This is a genomic window from Okeania sp., assembly GCF_983059655.1.
Map to the genome: position 1 here is coordinate 1 of NZ_CEZPJD010000594.1, position 5,055 is coordinate 5,055.

General features: G+C 34.2%; 5 protein-coding genes. 1 reads left to right on the forward strand and 4 read right to left on the reverse strand.

From position 1 onward, the window contains the following. Nucleotides 1–434 precede the first annotated feature (434 nt). The 3 genes from AC3DU7_RS24815 to AC3DU7_RS24825 all read right to left on the reverse strand — a co-directional run bounded on the left by AC3DU7_RS24815 (nt 435) and on the right by AC3DU7_RS24825 (nt 1,843). On the reverse strand, nt 435–1,088 hold the full coding sequence (locus AC3DU7_RS24815; protein ID WP_488041966.1) for a Uma2 family endonuclease: 654 nt from the start codon (nt 1,086–1,088) through the stop codon (nt 435–437). 63 nt (nt 1,089–1,151) lie between these two features. Continuing rightward, the gene (locus tag AC3DU7_RS24820; protein ID WP_488041967.1) at nt 1,152–1,607 is read right to left on the reverse strand and encodes a PIN domain-containing protein; all 456 of its coding nucleotides are present in this window, start codon (nt 1,605–1,607) and stop codon (nt 1,152–1,154) included. After that, nucleotides 1,607–1,843: a hypothetical protein gene (locus tag AC3DU7_RS24825; RefSeq protein ID WP_488041968.1), complete on the reverse strand. Its 237-nt coding sequence runs from the start codon at nt 1,841–1,843 to the stop codon at nt 1,607–1,609. The genes AC3DU7_RS24820 and AC3DU7_RS24825 overlap by 1 nt, the downstream gene beginning before the upstream one ends. A 262-nt stretch (nt 1,844–2,105) precedes the next feature. Here AC3DU7_RS24825 and AC3DU7_RS24830 point away from each other — a divergent pair, with 262 nt between their 5' ends. Continuing rightward, nucleotides 2,106–3,209, forward strand: a complete 1,104-nt coding sequence (locus AC3DU7_RS24830; protein ID WP_488041969.1) for a leucine-rich repeat domain-containing protein — start codon at nt 2,106–2,108, stop codon at nt 3,207–3,209. A 134-nt stretch (nt 3,210–3,343) separates the two neighbouring features. On the opposite strand, the gene mutS is transcribed toward AC3DU7_RS24830, so the two are convergent. After that, nucleotides 3,344–5,055 (reverse strand): DNA mismatch repair protein MutS (gene mutS, locus AC3DU7_RS24835; RefSeq protein ID WP_488041970.1); only part of this gene is annotated, 1,712 nt, incomplete at its 5' end.

Consider the following 5,055-nt stretch of genomic DNA (forward strand, 5'->3'; position numbering starts at 1 on the left):
AGTGGTTTAATTGAAAGTAGGTTACTTTTGCCCTTAGCTCACCTTTGATTTCTAAAAAATTTAGGGAGTAGGGAGTAGTCAGTAGGGAGCAAAGGCCGTTTTAAAAAATATTTTCCCACTTGAGAGGAAAACGTTTTTATTATAGCTAATTAAGGTATAGCAGTGAGCGCTGGTATATTTACAAATTGCAGGAGGGGCCAAATAGCTAAAAGTCTTATGTTATCGGCAATTTATTCCCCCTGTTGCCTGTTGCCTGTTGCCTGTTGCCTGTTGCCTGCGCACAGCGCTATAATTAAAATATTTTGAATGCAACAGAGAGCCAACAACTAAAAGCAGCAATCGAACAGTTATTCTGAAATACTTATCTATTATTGTTCAAGCCCAACTACGAGCCTAAGATTCAAGTTTAGATTGCCTTATCCTAATATTGTGATTCATGGCCCTTTAATTCTTGCTTTAAAATCCCAAATAGCATCAAAAGAATCATCCCAATCTAAATAACTAACTAATAAATCTAGATCGAGATTTGGTAATAACTGACTATTATTTTTCTGCAAATACTCACAATTTTCTAGACAAAAAACCTGTAATTCTCCATTTTGCCAAAACCAAACTTCAGAAACACCTAAACCTTGATAAATTTCTAAAACTTGAATTCCTTTGCTAGCAATAACAACCTCAATTGCTAGGTCGGGAATATTTTTTTTGCTACCAATGCAATAACATTGCTCTGGCTCAATTCCTTTTAATATATCTTGAGATTTCAAAGTTGTAGAACCCAAGGGATAAAAACGAATCCCTGTTTCTAAACAATAATTTTCTACCAACATCCCCAACATTTTCTTGTAAATTTCATGGCGACTGCTAGGAGAAATAATTTGTAAAGTTCCTTGATTATAAATAACCTTGAAATAAGGTGAATTTCCCAGATAATTTAATAGATTTTTATAAATATTCCAGTTTATGTTAGTAGAAATTAATAAGCGTTGGCGGAGCCTAGCGGTAGCTACATCGCTATCAAGAGCATCACAATTTAAGTATTCGATAAGTTTCACAAAAGATTGGCTATTAGCTGATGAAACCACCATAAAATTAACCTCTCATAACTTCATTTTACTGATAAAATTTAGTATTTTGGTATTTACAGATATTTATTTGAGATATTTGTTGATAAAAGCATCTGGAGTTAAACACTCAAAATCAGCGATCGCTTTAATTAGTTCTCTATTAGAAGAGACAAAACAATCTGTTAAGCCCAACTTAGCTGTAAGAAAAATTTCTATATCTTCTGTGGGGATATTCCCTGTTAAATTAATTTCTTTTAAGAGATTCCGCCACTCTGCATCAGGAGTTACATAAAAGATGTTTAGATTTGACCAAATAAGACTAAGAACTAAACCAGCTTTGTCTTTATTCCATACATATTTACCTACTCGCCGGATTTGGTCAATTAACTCAGGAGATAAAATAATTTCAGCTTCAATTTGAGTATATTGTTTACCATAGTAACCTATAGATTCAAGAATTTTACCCTCATCTGAATTAACTTCTTGAACGCCGATTATATAAACATTTGTATCAAGACATAAACGTTTGATTTTAGACATTATTTTATTCTATCTTTTTCCTGAAGCATTTCTAATTTAACTTTCTTGATTAGGTCGAGTATCTTTTCCTGAGAATCATATCCTTTGGCTTTTGCTATTTCCCGCATAATTTCAAATTCATCTGGCTCATTTTTGGCAACAAGAATAATATCTATTTCGCCATTACTAAACTCTGGAGGAACAGTAATTTTTACTTCTCCATTTTTCACTGTTCCTGTTGTTTGTATAATTCTCATTTGATACCTCTTTTTTTCTTACTGATAATATTTTATCGTTACATACAGCAATTCTATTTTATTCCTGTTCAAAATCTTGCTACTTTTTGGGAATAGGGACTAGGCAGTGGGCAATGAGTAAGGGTTTTGGAGTTTATTTCTAGTTTTTGTATTGTCACAATATAAGCACAGATTGATATATTACTATAATAGTATGTATACTATATACTTTTCACAGTCTAAATTTTAGCCGTATAACACACAATATAAACTGATAACTGAAATGACTTCTCCTGAAACAAATAAGTATAATTATATATCAGAATATTTTAGAGAAAGAATACAAGTCGCTAAAGACAAAAAACTTAATAAGTTATACTTGAGTACAACTTCTTTGAACAGAGATGATGAAAAGTTAACTGAAATTCCTACTGAAGTTTGGGAATTAGAGCAGCTAGAAGTATTAAATTTAAGTCATAATAAACTAACAACTATTCCAGAATCAATCGCTAAACTAACCAATTTAAATCAGCTTCATTTAAGTGGTAATAAATTAATAACTATCCCGGAAGCAATAGCTAAACTTACTAATTTAACTCGGCTTTCTTTAGGTGGTAATCAATTAAGAACTATTCCGGAATCAATTACCAAACTCACTAATTTAGCTCTGCTTGATTTAAATGGTATTCAATTAACAACTATCCCGAAACAAATTACCAAACTCACTAATTTAGTTCTGCTTAATTTAGCCAATAATAAATTAACAACTATTCCGAAATCTCTAACTCAACTCAACAAGTTAACTTGGCTTTATTTGGGTGGTAATCAATTAACAAGTATTTCAGAATCAATTACTCAACTCACAAAGTTAAATCACCTTTACTTGAGTGATAATCAATTAACAAGTATTCCAGAATCAATTACTCAACTCACAAATTTAACGCGACTTGGTTTAAATGGTAATCAATTAACAAGTATTCCAGAATCAATTACTCAACTAAAAAAATTAAATCACCTTCATTTAAGTGATAATCAATTAACAAGTATCCCGAAATCAATTACTCAACTAAGAAAGTTAACTTGGCTTAATTTAGATAATAATCAGCTAACAAGTATCCCAGGATTTATGACTCAACTTACCAATTTAATTAGCCTTAATTTAAGTAATAATAAATTAACAAGTATCCCGGAATCTCTGACTCAACTCACAAATCTAAATCTGCTTGATTTAAGTGGTAATAAATTAACAAGTATCCCGGAATCTCTGCCTCAGCTTACCAATTTAATTGGGCTTAATTTAAATGGTAATCCCCTAGAAACTCCACCAATAGAAATTGCTAAAAAAGGGATAGGAGCAATTAGAGAGTATTTCCAACAGAGAAGCTGATGAAACTACCATAAAATTCACCTCTCGTATTAATGGAGTCGGGGAGTAGGTAGGGGCGTTCCATAGAACGTCCTTACGGGAGAATGAAAACTGCTGCATTACGCTGATAACTGATAACTGTTAACTGATAACTGTCACAACAGACTATCTCCAAATTCTTCACTAAAAATATCTAACTGCTCCACAGTTATCACCTCTTCCTCCTCTTTTTTCTTAATACCTTTCCGCAAACCAATAGCTATCTTACTGTGCTTTTCAATTTGCTGCATTACCTGTCTAGCACGTTGAATTACCGAATCTGGTAAACCTGCTAACCTTCCCGCTTCAATACCATAAGACTTATCCGCTCCACCAGGTTGTACTTGATGCAAAAATACAATTTTATCCGGCAACTCCTTCACCGTTACCTGATAATTTGCCACATTATCCAAAATAGAAGAAAGTTCATTTAATTCGTGATAGTGAGTAGCAAAAATTGTCCGAGACAAAATTTCCGTTGCCAAATATTCTGCTACAGACCAAGCAATCGAAATTCCGTCAAAAGTTGCCGTTCCCCTACCAATTTCATCCAGCAAAACTAAAGACTTTTCCGTAGCATGATTCAAAATATTTGCCGTCTCATTCATCTCCACCATAAAAGTTGATTGACCTGTTGCTAAATCATCCACAGCTCCAACACGAGTAAATATCCGATCGCTAACCCCCAAAACAGCAGAAGTTGCCGGAATAAAACTACCAGTTTGTGCCATTAATTGAATCAACCCTACCTGCCGTAAATAACAACTTTTACCACTAGCATTCGGACCAGTTAAAATAATTAAATCTGGAGCTGGATAAGGAGTAATTCCCGAATTATTTTCCTCTATATTTTTACTTCCTAATATGGCAGTATTCGGCACAAAAAAACCAGCAGGCAAATACTTTTCCACCACCGGATGCCGACCCTCAATAATTTTCAATTCCCGACTATCAGTCATAGTGGGACGAACATAATTTTGATAAACTGCTACTTCCGCTAAACCACACAAAACATCAAGAGCTGCCACTGCCCGAGAAACATTTCTAATTTCTTCTGCATATTCCCCTACTTCAGTTCTCAGACCAACAAAAATATCATATTCCAACTCATTCAAATCATCTTGTGCCGTCAAAATCCTCACTTCTCTTTCCTTTAATTCCTCAGTAATATAACGCTCCTCATTAGTCAAAGTCTGCTTCCGAGTATAATCATCCGGAGCCAAATCTGCCTTTGATTTTGAAATACTAATATAATAACCAAAAGCCTTATTATAACCAACCTTTAAATTAGTAATTCCCGTCCTTTCTCTCTCCGTAACTTCCAAATTAGCAATCCATTTTTGGTCTTCTTCAGCTAACCTCCGCATCTGATCTAATTGTTCATTGATCCCAGACTGAATTAACCCTCCTTCTTTTAACTTTTGAGGAGGAGATTCTACTAAATGAGAATGAATTTTTTCTCCCAATTCTTGTAATATTGGCGGAATTTTTTGCAAAACTTTTAAATAGGGAGAATTACCTGCCAATACTAAGGTCGAAAGTTCGGGAAGTTTAGTTAAAGAATCAGCTAAAAAAACTAAATCTCTAGCATTTGCAGTACCAGCACCAGTACGCCCAGTTAGACGATCTAAATCGTAAATTTGACGTAATACTCCTTGGATATCTTGACGTAAACCGCTATTAGTTATCAATTCGTCAATAGTGTCATGTCTAGCACGAATACCCTTCAAACTCAGAAGTGGTTGCTGCAACCATCGTCGTAAAGCACGGCCACCCATTGCAGTGCTAGTTTTGTCGATCGCCGATAACAGCGACCCTTGATAACTTC